The sequence below is a fragment of the Sphingobacterium sp. UBA6317 genome, from assembly GCF_002440385.1.
Lineage (GTDB): Bacteria > Bacteroidota > Bacteroidia > Sphingobacteriales > Sphingobacteriaceae > Sphingobacterium > Sphingobacterium multivorum.
The window spans coordinates 1-14,527 of the sequence record NZ_DJTD01000061.1 but is presented as its reverse complement, the minus strand read 5'-3'; the positions used below and the strand labels follow the sequence as shown (position 1 = coordinate 14,527).

Below are 14,527 nucleotides of genomic sequence, written 5' to 3'. Positions count from 1 at the left end.
GACACATTTTGCCTTTCAAAATCATTCCATCAGAAATTTACGAATGGACTTTTGACATAGATGTAACAAATGTTGGTGACGGCAACTACATTGAATATATTGAAGCACGAGAAGTTGAAAATGGAATTTGCTTAGAGTTCGCTACACCTGCGACTTTTCGCCTTGTTACAAACAGCCTTGACATTGAAGAACAAGAGCTAATAAAAACAACATTTAAGCCTTGGACAAGTGAAAAAGAAGTGTATCTGACCGCTGACCTTTCTGAAGTTCCGAGACCTTTGTTTTGGAAAGAAAAATTAAGCAAATACGGACACGACATTTTGTTCCGTTATTATTCAGGTGAAGAAAGACAACCAGAGCAAATTCCTTATCCAGACTATCAAGGTTACTATATACAACTTGCGGATAGAATTAGCTCGACACAAGAAGGTATTTTTCTCAAGCATATAAAAGCAGAAAACGGAAAATTTAGTTTGAATTTTGAAAACAAGGACGATGAATTGAAAAATGTTTGGAACGACTTAACAGCAATTCTTGCAGACTTTCCTAATGCTCAAATCAAAAGCGGAAATTGCGAGTTTACCGGGACAAAATGGAAACAATATTTAGCTGACAAACTATTACCGACAACAGAATGACAGGAAGCACAGCATATAACCGTGGCGACTTACCTCGCTTGCCGTAAGCTCCCTCGCCATTACCTGCTATTATTGCAAAACATTAAAACTAAAATTGACGAGTAATGAAAGGACAAAATACATTTACAAGTTCTGAAATATAGACAATCAAAAAACTATCTCCATTGCGTTCAGCTAACAATCTGATAAAAAGTACAAAAGTTGAACTTAGCACTACATCCCACATTTCGCCAAACCGATGTTAACTGCAGCCCATTCTGATTTATAGTGATTCATAATATTTTACTAAGTCCTTATAGAACTGTTTACTAGCAGATTGAACTCCAGTTCGACCAACTATTTTCTTGAAGTCTACAGCTCTTATACTTTGATGAACGTCTTTTCGCATTTTTTGATATTCTGAATGATAAAAACTAATTGCTTGAAATGTTCCAATGTGGTTTTCTAACAAATAAATATCTATCGATTTCGCAGTAGACCAAAGTAACTTTTGATATTGATATGTTTTCTCTCTTGAAATATTTTCAGCTGGAAGGATTTTTTTGAAAATGTGTTCCCTAGCTTCATCAATATCTCGCCCAAAAGAGTGCCCAACTTTATTTCTTAGCTTTCTTACCTGTTCAAGTTGCCCTATTTTTCTTGTTAATATATCAGGACAGTTACCGAATATTTTCTCAAATGCAGAAGTACGACTACTCCAGTCTCCTTTTGTACATGCAATAATTTGAGATTCAAAATCTAGTTTTGTAGTAGTACCGTGTTTTAATAAAGATATACCATCAATCATTTTAGAGGCACCAAATAAAATTGCAGGATTAGATTTAAGTGCCAGAGAAACAACTGATGCTAAATATGTTTCGAAATTTGCAGATATTGACATTACAATATTTAGGTTTACCCAGTTGTCAAAATGATTAAATGAATTCGACCAATCTTTTAAATTCTTAAAAACCTCTTCTTTCTTATCGTCAAACTCGAAATGGTTTTCTACAGAATCAGCCCAATTTGCATTATCTTGTTTTAGATTTTTATAAATACGTTTTGTAACAGGTTGATATGACCATAAGTCTTTTTCCAGTTCGTCATTATATTTTTGGAAAACTTGAAACACCCAAGTCGACTTTTCGTTAGGAATCCATCTTGAAAAGTTTTTGTCAATAATTCTTTTTGCCATTTATTGATACGTCGTTTTTGGGTTGCAGCTAACGGGATCGCGTATTGACGATAGTGGCAGATTTGAAAGCCAGAACTTTAAATCTTACACTAACCTAAGCAACACCTTTTATTATTCTCTAAATTTATGAAAAAAGGAGATGTAAAAGGTTATTATGAAAGATTATTTAAGTAAAAGAAATGAGCAAATTTTAAAAATTTCTGATTTACCAATAGAGTGGATGCTAATAAAAAATACTCCACTAGACTTTTTGTACGGTAGACTTACCAAAATGGTAAGTCTACCGTACGACGTTTGCCGAATACAGGATTCAAATATACCTGGTCTCATAAATAATTATTCTGCGTTTAGTAAAACGACACTTACTCTTGGGCCAAAAACTATTAAAAACACACTAATTATTTTCAGCTCGAATGAAAATGATAAACAGATTTTTCAAACTCCTATAAATCAATTAAGATATTACAAGAAAAACTTGGATTTAATATTGAATTTGCATCGGATGCAACACATATTTAAGCACTTCTAGTAAAATATAAGCCCGAGATATTAACATTTGATTGCCATTGTAAATTCAACAAATCCTCTTATTTCCAAATTGGTAATCAAGATATTTATCCAAAGGACATTGTAGAAAATAATATTGTAGAACCAATCATATACTTAGCTTCATGCAATACCAATCCTAATTATGATAATATAACGAAATTATATGATGCTTTTTTTGAGGTTGGGACTCGCAGCGCGACTGGAACCTTTTTACCAATTGATCTGAATAAGGGGACTTTCATTTATTTAAGAATGTTAAACCTGTTAAATTCAAAAAACGAAAAAATGGTATCTCGAAACTGGCTTCATTTTATTAGTTTCTGCATTAGAACATCTGTTATTTGGGAAGCAAGATTTAAATGCTACAAAAACTAGGGTGACAATTAACCCAAGAGGAGAAGAACGAATTTATCGGATTATTGGAAAAACCACATCGATTCGAAGATAGATCTTATGTATTTAATCTCTTTCAAATGAAGGTATTAACCTATCTAAAGACCTGGTTCTCCGACTTTCAGACACAAATATGGGATTCATGTATTATATCCATTATGGGAGGCCGGATTTAATAATATTCAAAGATTAACCTAAAATTAGAAACAGTATTTTCATCAATTAACGTGAATATCTCAAAATCATAGTGATTTTGAGATATTCACGTTATAAAAATTGAATTGCATAACAATAAAATTCATTTCAGATAAGGTATTTGGTTATACCTTTTCTATAATTGAATATGTAATAATTCACGGCCAATTTCATGTAAACCCTCTTCAATTCTTTTTTTCTGCTTAATCGAAGGAGAAGTGATCCCGTTCGTATACTGTCTCAATAGAGAATCATTCATCCCAATTTTTTCAGCTAATTTCTTGCCCTCTATGCCAAAATAATTGAAGATACTTTTTAAATCGTAATTGTATTCAAACACTACATCCGATTCAAAGGGACGATTTTCCTCTTTGTAAAACAAGATAAGCTCATCAAAGGCTTCTTTTAAATCTTGCTTCGCTTCAGCTACGGACTTACCGTATCCATGAACCGGAAAGTTCTCTGAGTAGATCGAAAACCCTGTTTTCGAAGCTTCTACAGTCATTAAAACTTTTTTCATTGGTTCTTAACATTAAATACCGCACAATTTGCGGCTAGTAAAAATTAAATACCGCAATTAGCGCGGCTTGTAAATAAAATAATATATAAAACTTTCAAAGCGGGACACTATTTAAGTCCCGCTTGTTTTAAAATTGAATTCAAAGTGCCAGAAGCAACTTCCTGGCTATCATGCCTACCAACAACTACCACCCCCTCTTTTTCTTTATGATGATAGACATCATGTTTACTACCATTCCGTGCGACATACCACCCATCGTCTTTCAAGATTCTTTTTAGTTCAGAATACTTCATTATACCTCCTTTTTAGATTAAAGAATTAGTTCATTTGCAAAGTATGAAGCTAAATAGTATCTCGAAAAATCATAATGCAAATATAACACATGTGTTATAAATATGCAAGAAAAATATAACATATTCGTTATTTTTCTCTCATTCTGTTTGAAATATGATATATATAAAATTCAATTAATTGCTTATTAGCTTTTTTAAAAATTACTTCTTGTTATAATTCTCATCCAATACTTTCCAAATATTTGTGTTATAAAAGAGCTTCGTTATAGAGCTTTTGCTATCTGGGTCTAGTTTGCGTTCATGGCAGAGTTTATCATTTTCCTTTATTTCTCTCATGCAAGTATGAAAGTCATTATTTTGCTTAAAATTATCATATCGTTTGGCAGCTGTTATACATAAATCCTTATATGTTAGCGGATACATCTGTTTAATATTTTCCTCGGTGAGCTTAATAGGAACACCTTTATCATCATATTTGAACCCAAGCTGCCCAAAACTATTTTCCTTCTTAAAACTTACATCGATAGATATTGCAATATCAAAGTCTTGATCATTCTTATCTTCCTGGTCAATTTTTGATTTAACAAAACTCAAATAGTTTTGAACCTCCTTAGTTATCACCCCAGTACTTATGACTTTGGAATCAACATATGCTAATGGCATTAAATACAAGTTGTATTTAGACATATCGATTTCAACTTCCCAGTTTTTTATTAAATGGAGGTAATTTTTGATTGTAGCAAAACCAATTTCTTGGATCTCTTTAGAGATAGGATCACTATTATGAAAATGAATAGCATTATCACGTAACTCTACCAAAGATTCAATATTTCCAATATTATTACCTGATATCTTAAACCCTAAATTTATAAGCCTTTTAATAGACTCCATTAGATTTATAGTTTGAGGATTTCCACTTCGACTTAGCTTTGGCTTCTTTTTTCGCTTATGGGGCAATCCATTTTTAGTAAGAACAGATTCCAGAACATAAAGGCTTTGAAGATTATACTTACGGGCTTTAAACAATTGTGCTTTAAATAATAATTCCAAAGAATTCACTGCAAGAATAGCAAATGACTCTTCCCTATAGGCAAAATTAGGCTTATTGTATATTTCAATAGCTGAAAGCATCGAGCTTACAGATTTGTTTAAAAGACTTTTATATATAGGATTAGTTTTCATAAGCAGTTGATTTTCTTTCTTTGATTCCTAATACAATTCTAAACTTGTTCAAAACAATCATCATTAAATTTTATCAAACAAAAATATCGGGATAGATCTTTACCAATACATTAAATATTTCGTTATCATTCCGCTCAAAAGATTCGCCATATTCTTTAATTTTCTTTCGAACAGTCCCTTTTTTATCTACATGATTTAGTTCCTTACCTAATCTAGTATTATTTAAAACATCTTTTATGAAAGACAAATGGTCATGATAATTAGAGAGAATTAATACAGTGTATTGAACCCAATTTTTAAAATTGGAGCCAATAATTTCCATTTTCTGCGCCGATTCAACAAACCACAAAAAACGTAACATCTTACGAACAATTTCTCTCTCTTCAGAAGTAAAGCAGACAGATAAGTAGCTTAGTTCTAGATAATCTTTCAATCCTTCTTTCCCATCTCGATCCACCAAAAATTTCTCATCTGATGCTTGCAATCGATAATTTCTATCAAAGAGATAATTCTTAACCTTGTAAAATGATCTTTCGAGATCTACGTTTCCAAGAAAGTATTGAATTATCCCATTACCATCTTTATCCTTAGCATTTATATCGAATTTAAAATTGTCACACGATAATAGAAATTCTGCGACAGTCATACCATAGTCGTCATTTAGATTTCGATATTCCTTAATGTAAACCAAAAACAATGGTATACCGTCTTTGGTCTTCCGATTTAAATCGACACGTCCATTCAATTCTTCAATACTATCATCTTCAAGACCATTGACCTGTTGTGCAAGGGAATAAAAGTTGTAATCTAGTTTTCTATATTTCGATATCTTATTCAATAAATCAGTAACTTCTTCTTTTACCAGAGCTTTCCTAGCTTTTGCCTTTTCTTCTTCATGTTTCCTTTTAGCTTCTTCTTTTATTGCGCATAGCATTTTTGTGAAAGTCGAATGTTCCACCTCATAATGGAGAAAATAACATGAATAATCTTCATCGTTAAAGTTTAAGTCAGAAAGCCTGGCATCTCGATTTATCCATTTCTCATGGACTTCATTATTATTAAATATAAATGGCTGTTTAAAATGACAGTCGAGCCTTAAATTTAAATCTTGTGATTCATCAAGCATGAATAAATTTTGGTGCTTCCATATATATTTAATATCCCTTTGAAATGTATAAAGATTTTTCGGCGAGTTTTTAAAATCTAATATCCAGATTAGATAAATACCATTGGCTTTATAAAAATCATATCTATGCTGTATGTAATGGAGCGGTAGATAAGAGATCTGTATTTCAAAAGCGATTTTCTTTCCTTCATATTCACAATACACATCAGGCCTACGCTTATCACCATTTTTTCCATTGATAAATTTAGAGTCCACATCAATAGAACTATTATCTACTCCCACTTCCATTTTCAAAAATTCTCCGATCTTGTGCTTGAGTTCTTTATGTCTAGGACTTTCTCTTGCATAAGCCATATCTCGATAGCAACTAAATAGATCAACCTTAAATCTATTATCTTTGAGTATACAACTATCGGAATTAGGCATATGGCGAAAGTATACATTGTCTTTGCCACTATGAGAAACAACTAATTTTTGATCGCATTCTACGCAAGAAAACCTTGAACGCTCTAAATTATAATCAAGTCGCACACCAAAACCTTCTTTCTGAGTACCGATGACTTCGTTAGCATCTACAACTTTAGATTCTTCATTGTCAAAAGCATAAACTATTGCTCTATCCATAACATATGGTTAATTAGATTTGCGGATAATTTGTAAAAAGTGCTTTGTGATTAGAGTTTCAACTTTTCAATAATATGCATTCTTCTGTTCAGCACCTCCTGCACTTCTTCCGGTTTCAAACTTTTCTCACCGAAACCTCTCTTATCTCGTGTGCATGAGCTACAGTTTGAGTTATCAAGCTTATTTGTATGATCACATTCACAGCGCCACACTTCTTTTCCACTCGAAAACATCCCTTTCGATTCCTCAACTTGTACAATTTCAGGGAAGAACTTGGCTAAACCATCTCCTTCTAAACTTTTCAGTATGGCAATATCTTCTTTTGAATACCAATCTTTGTCCAAAAAGAATATTTTAAGTGCAATACGTCTAGCATGTGTATTACTATTTAAGAGGTTAATGGCTTTTGAGTAATCTATAAAATTAGATGAAGTGATGATAGCATTGATACGTTTTACTTGTAAGGTTGTCAAATTGCCTTCTAATAAAGCGTTATAAAGAATAGCAATGGCTTCCTCATCGGGTAAGTAATCAAAATAACGGAATAGCATTTCCAGCTTTTCTTTTGGAGTTTGTTCTATACCGTAATCCTCATTCATTGCCTTGAACACAAGTGGCTCAAATTCCCTTAGACCTGATGTAGCGATAAATTCAGCTGTATCCTTATTGATAGATTCTACCGACTTATAATTTTCTAGGATAATATCTGCTCGGACCTTTTGCTGAATCAATTCGCCATCCAATAGATCATCCTGCTTCTCCATCGGAATGCGAGCGATCTCTTTAAGATGTACAGGTGTCCCCACTGCAGTAATCATAAATAGCTGGCTCCCCTTTCCTGAGATTTCGTCGATATCTACACTAAGCCCAATAATAGCATCAGCACGAATAGCCTGTGAACGTTGCTTGAGCGTTTCGGTAACACGCTTATACATTTCTTGCATCTTCTTCTCATAGCTGGTAGAGCGACCGCCAAAGAAATCGACATAGCTCGCCCCTATATCGCTAAAGATATTGGTACCGATGACAACATTGGCAGCTATTGGATCATTATATCGTAAAATCTCCCTCCCTTCGATGGAATTGGTCGTGGTTACTATCATGGCATTATACTTTTCAATCGGGCAAGGTTAATACCCAAGCCTAATATACATTATTTATGCTGAATTAATATGTTTACAGATATTAACTCTCAAGATTATTACAAATTATAAGGCTAAGGTATTGGTTTGAAAGTAGGATTGGATACGGGAAACCGTAGTCGATTTACGCAACCGTTTTAAGAGACAATAAAATAAAAAAAGGCCTCCCTCGTTAACCGTCGAGGGAGGCAGTTTTGGCTAGATGTCCGCTTGAGCTAGATGTTAACCGGCTTTGGGCATTCATCTACTGTAAAGATCGCGAGATTAGTTGAGATAATTGTTGTTCATTTCTTAAAAAATGTTGTTCAAAAATTATATCCTAATACTAATTTAATTCCACAAGGCTATTTCACCTCATCAAATATTATTGTCGTTCTCACGAACGCTACAGATCAACCCACTCTTCGACAATGACAACCGTCTTTTATCAAAAAGTTCTTCCATGACCATCCACACCTGATCCGTCAATGTAAAATATTTTTTGGTGCTTAGATCATCTATAGTTAGAAATCCGGTAACAGAAAACTTCTTGACAGCTAGTACTCCGTGCTCAACAGCTAGAAATAATTCTTTTTAAAACCAAACAGGATTCGCGCCTCCCAGACTCAAGGTTTTTTTATTCCTCATAGCCCAACTCATCAAGGATAATAACAAGTTCATCGGTGGTCAACCAGCTCGTATTGTTACATAGCATTACCCATTTGCCATTGCGAAAATCTACATCCATTATAAAAAACCGATCAATCATAATTTGCAAGGTTCCACCGCCATGCAAAACAGAAACCTCAACCACTTGCTTCTGACCACACACGTCACATTCGAACTTTATATTCTTTTTCATCGAATATCGTCCTTTATCCACTTTAATTCTCCACGTTGTATCAGGACTATATATTTTTGCACGTGATCATCGGTCAATAAGCCATTGTCTTCAAGGTGGTAATTGAACTGCTTAGTGAAGGTGTCATACTGAATACTTCCTACATAAGCATTATTGAGGTATATATACCAAAGGCTGTATTTCTTGGCCCGAACTTCCACTACCTTGCGTTTTCCATGATGATAAAACAACTCAGGCACATCCGTATCAAAGCGAAGTATAAGAGCGTCAATGCACGCTTCCTTGATGTCATCGGCAAGTACACCTAATGCCAATTGCCACACGCCCTGAGATTTCCTGAAAACATAAAAAGCAAGACCATTTTTGTTGTAAAGATGATAATCTTTCATGCCCATGCTTTTATCATGCACGGTAATTTGAGCGTACATTACCCGATTTCGGCAAAAGATTTCTAGCGGTTTCATTTTACAATATTACTAATAATATTAGTAATATTGTGAACGGTATAGATTTATAAGGTTTCTCATTTTTTATATGCAATTGGATGTATTAAGCCTATCATAGCCCGATAATAGCATCGCGCAAATTGTCTGGACATGTTACTTGGGAGTTTCTATGATACGATTGTACATCTCCTGCATCTCCTTCTCATAGCTGGTAGAACGACCACCAAAGAAATCGACATAGCTCGCGCCTATATCGCTAAAGATCTTGGTACCGATGACAACATTTGTAGCTATTGGAAGTTTGGAATTGGTATTGGTATGCTGAATTAATTTGTTTACAGCAATTAGCTTTCAAGATTAGTATAAACTTTGAGGGTGAGGCATGGGGTTGAAAGTAGGCTTGGTTACGAGAAACCGTAAGATATTATAGGCTATAGGATAAACCCAATAGGAAAATACGGGGCATCGTATAGATGATTTTTTCGGAACTAATGTACTCTGTCAGTACCGCAGTGCGGTAACTCGTATTTTTTAACACGTTTAGCCCTTGAATATAAAAACTGAATGGAGATTTTACTTTCTGGTAACGCACTTCAAAATTTCCATTTATAGTAGTTGGATCAGAACTGCTATCTTCCAGCCCCGTCTTCAAGAGACTCCAGTCTGTCTTAAATACAAAATTCTTCAGCTGATATTTCGCGGTAATGCTCCATTTATTGAGCGCGACCTTTTGACTATCGCCCAAACTCTTCTGCCAACTATCGGTTTTAGTCCAGGCGACTTTTACATCTGCCAACTTTGGTATAAACCATCGTAAGGACAGATCTGTTGAAACTGTATTCTGACGTAGATAAATCTCGCTGTTATCGATCCCTTGTGCTAACCTCATATGGATATAGGATAGATATACACCCGGCTCAAACCTACCATACCTTATGCTATAGCCCCCGATATTGGTGAAATTGAGATCAGGTCGATCAAACAACTGCACTGTCTTCAACTGCTCATAGGAAGAAGTCAAAAGGCTGTTCCCTTTGATCTTATCTTTTAAAGTCAATGTACTGTTAAAATGGATTACCCGAAAGTCCGTAAGTCTAAAATTGTTATAGGTAAAAGTAAGTTTATGGAATGTCTGTCCCTCCAGCAGGATATTTCCCCGGGACAAACTATTGTAACCTGTGATCCAATAAGACGGATTAAGGTCCATTGCTGTCGCAAAAGTATAACCCCTTCGGTAATTAAGGCGAAATCCATCCAACGCACTTTTCCCATATTTAAGATCCACCTCCGGTTGTAGAAACCATTGCCCATGACGATCATCGTTTGTTGGAGTCTGGTTGATTAAATATAAGTAATACTGCTTTAGGGAAAATAGTATTTTTAACTTATCGAAATCCAACCGGTAGCTCCCGCCCACATAATTGCTGCTGTTTCGATAATATTGTCCGTGGTCAAATAAGTGCGCACCCATTGTATCCTGGGCTCCAACTGACTGTCCATTTTGCCGTAATAATTCATTTTGGGAGTTCGCTTCCAGATGAAGCTGCTGGTTCTGATTGATGACCCAATAGTATTTATAAGACCCATTGAAAAGATGCGTCTTCCGCTCTAAAGGTCTCACTATACTATAGTTCGACAAAGAATCAAAACGTATGAAGCCACGTAGGAAAAGGCTATCCGAAGAAAGGGAAAAATTATCTTTCTCTGAGGTATACTGATGCTGAAAAGCAAAAGAACTATAACTTCGCAAAGAATGCTTCCAGCTCCCTTCGAGATATTGTTTTAAAACAATGGAATGTCCATCCTGGATTTGTATACTATTGTTGTCTACTCCAAATCTGTCAATGACATTGTTCGTATGTACCTCCTGCTTGGGCATTGTCCAGAATGTTCCCAGGTTGTAATCCAAGCTAAAATATGGACTTGGCTTAAAGCTGCTCGAAATATTGAAAGACGCCTGTCTATTGACCTGCGAAGAACGCATATTGGTTTGTTCTGTATACCGAAGATCGGGAAAAGAATAATGATTAGTGCCTTCTAACATGGTACCCAACCTGTTTTCGGCATACACGCCATAGAGGTTTACACTAAATTTCTTCTTTAGTCCCTTTTGAAAACCGTTGAATGCGGCGAATTTATTGATGTTCTTTATCACATTTCGATTGTCACGATCATATCCAGCCAGGTTATTCTTATTAATTGAATTAGAAAAGTATTGCAATTCGGCACCCTGAACCCGATCAATATCTTCTTTGGAGACCGGTGAAGTACCGATATTGTTGATATCCCCAATAAAAGACATGGTTTTTTCCGGTGAGTAATAAAATAGGGCGGCGTGTTCCTTGTAGGATTTTTCGCTCCCCAATGACGATTCAAGATCCCCAAAGATGAAATTCTTCTTATTCTCTTTCAGTTTGATGTTCATGGCGAGCTGATCATTTACCTGCACACTTTTCAGCAGGTCGTTCTGGGAAAACCTACTGATCATTTCAACCTTGTCCACTGCTTTTGCGGGAATATTCTCGATAGCGAGCTTACTGCCGCCACCAAAAAAGCGTTCATTTTCCACCAAGGTTACGTTGACCTGCTTCCCCTGAAAACGCACTTTTCCATCTTCGATGGAAAAGCCGGGCATTTTTTCAATAAGATCCTGTAATTTTCGGTCGGTACTGTCCCGGAAATAGTCAGCAGAAAAACGGATCGTATCTTTGGCAATTTCCATCGCGCGGTATCGGTAATCAATTTTTACTTCTTCAAGTCTCTTGACAGATTTTAATAATTTGTATTTGATTTTTTGTTCTGCCGATCGAATATCTAGGGTATCAACAACTTTCTGATAACCTAACCTGGAGATCGTAAGCTCAATTTTTTCTGTGTTCGAAAATTCGAGCTGAAAATGTCCCTGCTGATCAGTTTTTTGAAATACGGGAGCAATTCCGGAAGAAGGAATACGTTTGATCACGATACTTGCATTCTCCAACGGGTTGTCACTTTCGTCAACAACAAGACCTTTAATTAGCAAGCTTTGTTGCGCCAGTAAACTAGGGGGAAGAACAAATAAGAGAATAAATAATAGTATAAATCGTAACGTCACAAGCTATTGATAAGGAACATTTAATTCTTTAGCCAGTTTATATAACCTTTCTCGCCATTGTTCTTTTGTCAGGATTTCTTTATCTGGCAATGGAGCAATGGCTGCCTTCGCTGTTAAGTTAATGTCAGTTAGTCCGTAGACAATCCCGTCATACTGAAACTCAAATATCAACCCAGGCAGGTCACGTGCGAAGACAGGGCCAAAGGGTACAGGAATTTCAGGACAAAACCAGGCAATAACAGGTGTTTTTCTAATTTTGTATTCGCCGCCCTCCCTATAGCTTATTACTTTATCTCCTTTTGCTTTATAGCAGGTAAACTCACCTATTTTTTTCGTTTCCTCACTGATTTTCCAGTCAAAATTGTTATGGGTCTTCAATATAAGTCCTTTTTTGTCCATGCCTTTTCTAAGATCCCTATCAAAACTGTAAAAATACGAAGCATCATGCCAGCTCGTATCTTTATAACCAACTAACCCTTCGGTTATTTTAATATCTTCATTCGAAACTTTTTCAAGTTCAATGGTCTTTACCCGGTTAAACATAGATTTTGTGGTTGTAAATTCCAGCTTGAAACGCATCATTGCAGCCATCTTTGGAACAAAGGGATATGCGTTGAGCACCCATAGACCTTCAGGGCCATTATTAATACTATCAGTACTCCTTAATACAGCATAATGAGCATGACCTTCAACTTCCTGCGCGTTGGACTTGACCTTCATAATGAAGATCAATATAAAAAGAAGATAGATGTGTTTTAGTTTCATTTTTTAAATTTTGAATATGGTTGAGTAAATACCCAACCATATTAATTACTTAAATAACCGACATAGTTCTTAGACTATGAATTTTATTGTTGTGTAGAGTGAGTACCTTCAAAACATTTTTGCATTTCAATTTCTAAGATACGGTCAAGAACATCATCTGGGTAATGTCCTTGCATCTGTTCGCCGCGAATTACGACTCCTACCAGACATGGGACAGGACTGTCCTGTTCAACCATTGCTTCCATTTGTGCAACCGGAACTTCTTCAACGATGGTTGATGCTTGAACTTGGCTCGCCCCAATGATAACACCACCTAGTAGCATTACCTTTAAAATACTTTTTTCATAATTTTTATTTAATATTATATCGAATATATTTATAAAAATTATGATTATAAGATGGTTTTTTGAGATTTACACAAAGGTGTAGTAAATAAAAGACTGTATGAATTAATTAATATCACCTAAATACTATTATTTACATATCTATCACATAACATGCATAAGAAATTATCGACCTATAGTAAATTACACGAATAAGCGACCGCCAAAGAAATCGACATAGCTCGCCCCTATATCCCTAAAGACAGTGGTACTGATGACAACATTGGCAGCTATTGGATCATTATATCGTGAAATCTCCCTCCCTTCGATGGAATTGGTCATGGTTACTATCATGCATGCTACTTTTCAATCGGGTAAGGTTAATACCCAAGCCTAATATACATTATTTATGCTGAATTAATATGTTTACAGATATTAACTTTCAAGATTATTACAAACTGTAAGGCTAAGGTATTGGATTGAAAGCAGGATTGAATACGGGAAACCGTAGCTGGTTTAATCAACTGTTTTAAGAAGACAATAAAAATAAACAAAAAGGCCCCCCTCGTTAACCGTCGAGGGAGGCCATGTTGGCTAGATGTCTGCTTGGGCTAGATGTTAACCGGCTTTGGGCATTCATCTACTGTAAAGATCGCGAGATTAGTTGAGATAATTGTTGTTCATTTCTTAAAAATGTTGTTCAAAAGATAATGACAGGCATCTTTTATCACAAACTTCTTCCATAATCATCCATACCTGATCCGCCAACGTAAAATATTTTTGGTGCTTAGATCATCTATTGTCAAAAATCCGGTAACAGCAAACTTTTTGACAGCTAGTACTGCGTGCTCAACAGCTAGAAATAATTTTTTTTAAAACCAAAAAGGATTCGATATTGTATTAATAGTACTTTTCAAAAATAGGTTGTAATTAGGAACCTTGAGATCCTCCCAGACTCAAGGTTTTTTATTCCTCATAGCCCAACTCATCAAGGATAATAGTAAGTTCGTCGGTTGTTAACCAGCTCGTATTGTTACATAGCATTACCCAATTGCCATGTCGAAAATCTACATTCATTATAAAAAACCGATCAATCATAATTTGCAAGGTTCCACCGCCATGCAAAACAGAAACCTCAACCACTTGCTTTTGACCACACACGTCACATTTGAACTTTATATTCTTTTTCATCTAATATCCTCCTTTATCCACTTTAATTCCC

15 protein-coding genes are annotated in these 14,527 nt (G+C 35.3%); 1 reads left to right on the top strand and 14 read right to left on the bottom strand.

The window, feature by feature from the left end; all coding sequences use genetic code 11:
* Positions 1 to 638: hypothetical protein (locus tag B3E92_RS20270; protein WP_286898098.1), on the top strand; the 638-nt coding region annotated here is incomplete at its 5' end.
* A gap of 262 nt (positions 639 to 900) precedes the next feature.
* Here B3E92_RS20270 and B3E92_RS20265 read toward each other — a convergent pair.
* From B3E92_RS20265 to B3E92_RS20200, 14 genes are all read right to left on the bottom strand, one after another.
* Positions 901 to 1,812, bottom strand: coding sequence for a hypothetical protein (locus tag B3E92_RS20265; RefSeq protein ID WP_286898097.1), 912 nt, complete (start codon positions 1,810 to 1,812; stop codon positions 901 to 903).
* Between the two features lie 1,273 nt (positions 1,813 to 3,085).
* Positions 3,086 to 3,469 carry a hypothetical protein gene (locus B3E92_RS20260; protein WP_286898096.1) on the bottom strand — a complete coding sequence of 128 codons (384 nt, stop codon included), beginning with the start codon at positions 3,467 to 3,469 and terminating at the stop codon, positions 3,086 to 3,088.
* 107 nt (positions 3,470 to 3,576) lie between these two features.
* Complete coding sequence (locus B3E92_RS20255; protein WP_286898094.1) at positions 3,577 to 3,762, bottom strand: type II toxin-antitoxin system HicA family toxin; 186 nt, start codon at positions 3,760 to 3,762, stop codon at positions 3,577 to 3,579.
* A gap of 201 nt (positions 3,763 to 3,963) precedes the next feature.
* Entirely contained in the window at positions 3,964 to 4,944 is a 981-nt protein-coding gene (locus tag B3E92_RS20250) for a DUF3644 domain-containing protein (RefSeq protein WP_286898092.1), read from the bottom strand.
* Between the two features lie 73 nt (positions 4,945 to 5,017).
* Positions 5,018 to 6,694, bottom strand: a complete 1,677-nt coding sequence (locus tag B3E92_RS20245; protein ID WP_286898091.1) for a DUF6035 family protein — start codon at positions 6,692 to 6,694, stop codon at positions 5,018 to 5,020.
* A 50-nt stretch (positions 6,695 to 6,744) separates the two neighbouring features.
* Positions 6,745 to 7,797 (bottom strand): YbjQ family protein, encoded by a 1,053-nt coding sequence (locus B3E92_RS20240; RefSeq protein WP_286898090.1) that lies wholly within the window; start codon positions 7,795 to 7,797, stop codon positions 6,745 to 6,747.
* Between the two features lie 655 nt (positions 7,798 to 8,452).
* Positions 8,453 to 8,677, bottom strand: coding sequence for a hypothetical protein (locus B3E92_RS20235; protein ID WP_286898089.1), 225 nt, complete (start codon positions 8,675 to 8,677; stop codon positions 8,453 to 8,455).
* Entirely contained in the window at positions 8,674 to 9,141 is a 468-nt protein-coding gene (locus B3E92_RS20230) for a hypothetical protein (RefSeq protein ID WP_286898086.1), read from the bottom strand. The genes B3E92_RS20235 and B3E92_RS20230 overlap by 4 nt, the downstream gene beginning before the upstream one ends.
* A gap of 135 nt (positions 9,142 to 9,276) precedes the next feature.
* Positions 9,277 to 9,387 (bottom strand): hypothetical protein, encoded by a 111-nt coding sequence (locus B3E92_RS24405; protein ID WP_414713064.1) that lies wholly within the window; start codon positions 9,385 to 9,387, stop codon positions 9,277 to 9,279.
* Between the two features lie 160 nt (positions 9,388 to 9,547).
* Positions 9,548 to 12,145, bottom strand: coding sequence for a carboxypeptidase-like regulatory domain-containing protein (locus tag B3E92_RS20220; protein ID WP_286898080.1), 2,598 nt, complete (start codon positions 12,143 to 12,145; stop codon positions 9,548 to 9,550).
* A 75-nt stretch (positions 12,146 to 12,220) separates the two neighbouring features.
* Positions 12,221 to 12,982, bottom strand: a complete 762-nt coding sequence (locus tag B3E92_RS20215) for a GLPGLI family protein (RefSeq protein WP_286898078.1) — start codon at positions 12,980 to 12,982, stop codon at positions 12,221 to 12,223.
* Between the two features lie 83 nt (positions 12,983 to 13,065).
* Positions 13,066 to 13,305 (bottom strand): hypothetical protein, encoded by a 240-nt coding sequence (locus tag B3E92_RS20210; protein WP_286898077.1) that lies wholly within the window; start codon positions 13,303 to 13,305, stop codon positions 13,066 to 13,068.
* A 204-nt stretch (positions 13,306 to 13,509) separates the two neighbouring features.
* Complete coding sequence (locus tag B3E92_RS20205) at positions 13,510 to 13,659, bottom strand: heavy metal-binding domain-containing protein (protein ID WP_286898075.1); 150 nt, start codon at positions 13,657 to 13,659, stop codon at positions 13,510 to 13,512.
* 612 nt (positions 13,660 to 14,271) lie between these two features.
* On the bottom strand, positions 14,272 to 14,496 hold the full coding sequence (locus B3E92_RS20200; RefSeq protein ID WP_286898073.1) for a hypothetical protein: 225 nt from the start codon (positions 14,494 to 14,496) through the stop codon (positions 14,272 to 14,274).
* Between the last annotated feature and the right edge of the window lie 31 nt (positions 14,497 to 14,527).

Bases quoted from the DNA above. Each gene is read 5' to 3' on its own strand.
- B3E92_RS20260 (WP_286898096.1), bottom strand. From the start codon at position 3,469: ATGAAAAAAGTTTTAATGACTGTAGAAGCTTCGAAAACAGGGTTTTCG.
- B3E92_RS20215 (WP_286898078.1), bottom strand. From the start codon at position 12,982: ATGAAACTAAAACACATCTATCTTCTTTTTATATTGATCTTCATTATG.
- B3E92_RS20230 (WP_286898086.1), bottom strand. From the start codon at position 9,141: ATGAAACCGCTAGAAATCTTTTGCCGAAATCGGGTAATGTACGCTCAA.
- B3E92_RS20210 (WP_286898077.1), bottom strand. From the start codon at position 13,305: ATGCTACTAGGTGGTGTTATCATTGGGGCGAGCCAAGTTCAAGCATCA.
- B3E92_RS20240 (WP_286898090.1), bottom strand. From the start codon at position 7,797: ATGATAGTAACCACGACCAATTCCATCGAAGGGAGGGAGATTTTACGA.
- B3E92_RS20255 (WP_286898094.1), bottom strand. From the start codon at position 3,762: ATGAAGTATTCTGAACTAAAAAGAATCTTGAAAGACGATGGGTGGTAT.
- B3E92_RS20245 (WP_286898091.1), bottom strand. From the start codon at position 6,694: ATGGATAGAGCAATAGTTTATGCTTTTGACAATGAAGAATCTAAAGTT.
- B3E92_RS20205 (WP_286898075.1), bottom strand. From the start codon at position 13,659: ATGATAGTAACCATGACCAATTCCATCGAAGGGAGGGAGATTTCACGA.
- B3E92_RS20265 (WP_286898097.1), bottom strand. From the start codon at position 1,812: ATGGCAAAAAGAATTATTGACAAAAACTTTTCAAGATGGATTCCTAAC.
- B3E92_RS20235 (WP_286898089.1), bottom strand. From the start codon at position 8,677: ATGAAAAAGAATATAAAGTTCGAATGTGACGTGTGTGGTCAGAAGCAA.
- B3E92_RS20200 (WP_286898073.1), bottom strand. From the start codon at position 14,496: ATGAAAAAGAATATAAAGTTCAAATGTGACGTGTGTGGTCAAAAGCAA.
- B3E92_RS20250 (WP_286898092.1), bottom strand. From the start codon at position 4,944: ATGAAAACTAATCCTATATATAAAAGTCTTTTAAACAAATCTGTAAGC.